Source organism: Streptomyces sp. NPDC001709 (assembly GCF_053596375.1).
In genome coordinates, this window is sequence record NZ_JBSFGB010000136.1 from 1 (window position 1) to 2,174 (window position 2,174).

At 68.7% G+C, this 2,174-nt stretch carries 1 protein-coding gene; it reads right to left on the reverse strand.

What is annotated here, in order from left to right; genetic code table 11:
* Positions 1-2,138, reverse strand: a 2,138-nt coding sequence (locus ACWC0C_RS48265; protein ID WP_450871539.1) for an amino acid adenylation domain-containing protein, incomplete at its 3' end; no start/stop codon positions are given.
* Positions 2,139-2,174 lie beyond the last annotated feature (36 nt).

Below are 2,174 nucleotides of genomic sequence, written 5' to 3' on the forward strand. Positions count from 1 at the left end.
GCCAGGCCCAGCAGCGCACGGTGCAGCTCGGCGTCGATCCTGATCGGGACGGTGTCGCCGCCATAGTCGGCCACCTTCGGCCGAGGACGGTCGAAGGGCAGCTCAAGCTGGTCGGGGATGCCCTGAAGTGTCCGCTTCCAGAAGGTCAGTTGCTCACTCGCCAGAGAACCGGGATCGTCTTCCGACCCGAGGAGATCGCGGTGCCACAACGTGAAGTCGGCGTACTGCACGGGCAACGGTGACCAGGTCGGCGCGGTACCCGCGCACCGTGCGGCGTAAGCAAGGCTGATGTCACGGGCCAGCGGGGCCAGCGACCAGCCGTCGTTCGCGATGTGATGCTGTACCAGGAGCAGGACGTGGTGGTCCGGGCCGGTGGCGAACAGCCGGGCCCGCAGCGGCAGATCGACCGTGACATCGAAGGCGGTGATGCCGGCCGCTCGAAGTGCCTCGTCCAGGTCCGCTGCCTCGACCTCCACCACAGGCAGCTCAGGGCGGACCTGGTCGGGCGGGAGAATGAGCTGCCGAGGCTCCCCGTCGACCTCCGGGAACACCGTCCGCAGGCTCTCGTGTCGGCCGATCACATCGGCTATCGCCGCTTCCAGAGCTGCTCGATCGAGTTCCCCTGAAAGTCGTACTGCGAGCGGGAGGATGTAAGTGCCACTCGCCCTTTCCAGTTTGTTGAGGAACCAGAGGCGGTTCTGTCCGGGTGACAGCGGGATCCGTGCCGGGCGCTCCATCGCGGTCAGTGCAGGCCTGGCCGAGTCCGCTTCCGCGAGCCGGTCGGTGAGGGCGGCGACCGTGGGGGCCTCGAAGAGGGTCGTTACTGATAGTTCGATGCCCAGGGTCGATCGGATGCGGCTGACCAGGCGGGTCGCGAGGAGGGAGTGGCCGCCCAGTGCCAGGAAGTTGTCGTCGATTCCGACTGTCGGGACTCCGAGGATATCGGCGAACAGGCCGCACAGGATCTCCTCCTGCGGGGTCCGCGGACCCCGCCCGGCCAGGGCGGCTTCGTACACGGGTGCCGGCAGAGCCCGCCGGTCCAGTTTGCCGTTGGTGGTCAGCGGGAGCCGGTCGAGGACCGTGAACGCGGAGGGGACCATGTATTCCGGCAGCAGACCGGCCGCGTGCGCACGCAGGGCTTCGGTGTCTACAGTGTCGGTGCCGGCCTGGGCGACCACGTAGGCCACGAGGCGTTTGTCGCCGGGCTGGTCCTCACGAGCTATGACGGCGACCTGCGCCAGTCCTGGGAAGCGGCCCAGTACGGCTTCGATCTCGCCGAGTTCGATGCGGAAGCCGCGGATCTTGACCTGGTCGTCGACCCGGCCGACGAATTCCAGCAGGCCTTCGCCGGACCAGCGGGCCAGGTCGCCGGTGCGGTACATGCGGCTTCCGGCCGGGCCGAAGGGGTCGGCCACGAACCGCTCCGCGGTCAGATCCGCACGCCCGAAGTAGCCCCGGGCCAACCCCGCACCCGCCAAGTAAAGCTCCCCAGCCTCTCCTGCCGGAACCGGCTGCAGGTCGCCATCCAGGATGTAGGCCCGCATGCCGTCCAGCGGACGGCCGACCGGCACCGGCGCCGGCACGTCGTCGGCAGCCTTCCACGGGTACTGAGTGGCGAACAGCGTGGTCTCGGTCGGACCGTACGTCGACCGCACGACGGTGTTGGGGCAGTGTTCCAGCACCCGGCGTACTGCGGTCGGGGAGATCACATCACCACCGGTGATCACCTCGCGCACGTTGACGAAGCAGCCCGGGTCCTCCTCGGCCATCACCCGGAACAGACCCGCCGTCACCTGAAGCCCGGTGATCTCCTCCTCAGCGATCAGCCGGGCCAGCGTCGCCACACTCAGATCGCCTTCAGGCGTCACGACCGTCCGCCCGCCGTGCAGCAGCGGCACCCACAGTTCGTAGGTCGAAGGATCGAACGCGTACGGAGCCACCATCAGCACCCGATCGTGCGCACCCGCGCCGAACATGCCGTCCGCCACCAGGTCCAGCACATCCCGGTGGGTGACCGCCACCCCCTTGGGACGCCCGGTCGAGCCCGACGTGTACATCACGTACGCAAGCTGCTCCGGCCGGCTCTCCACCCCCGGGTCACCGACCGGCAGCCCGGCCAGCTCCTCGTCCTCATCCACCACCACCAGGGCAGCACCACTCGGCAGACCACGCTC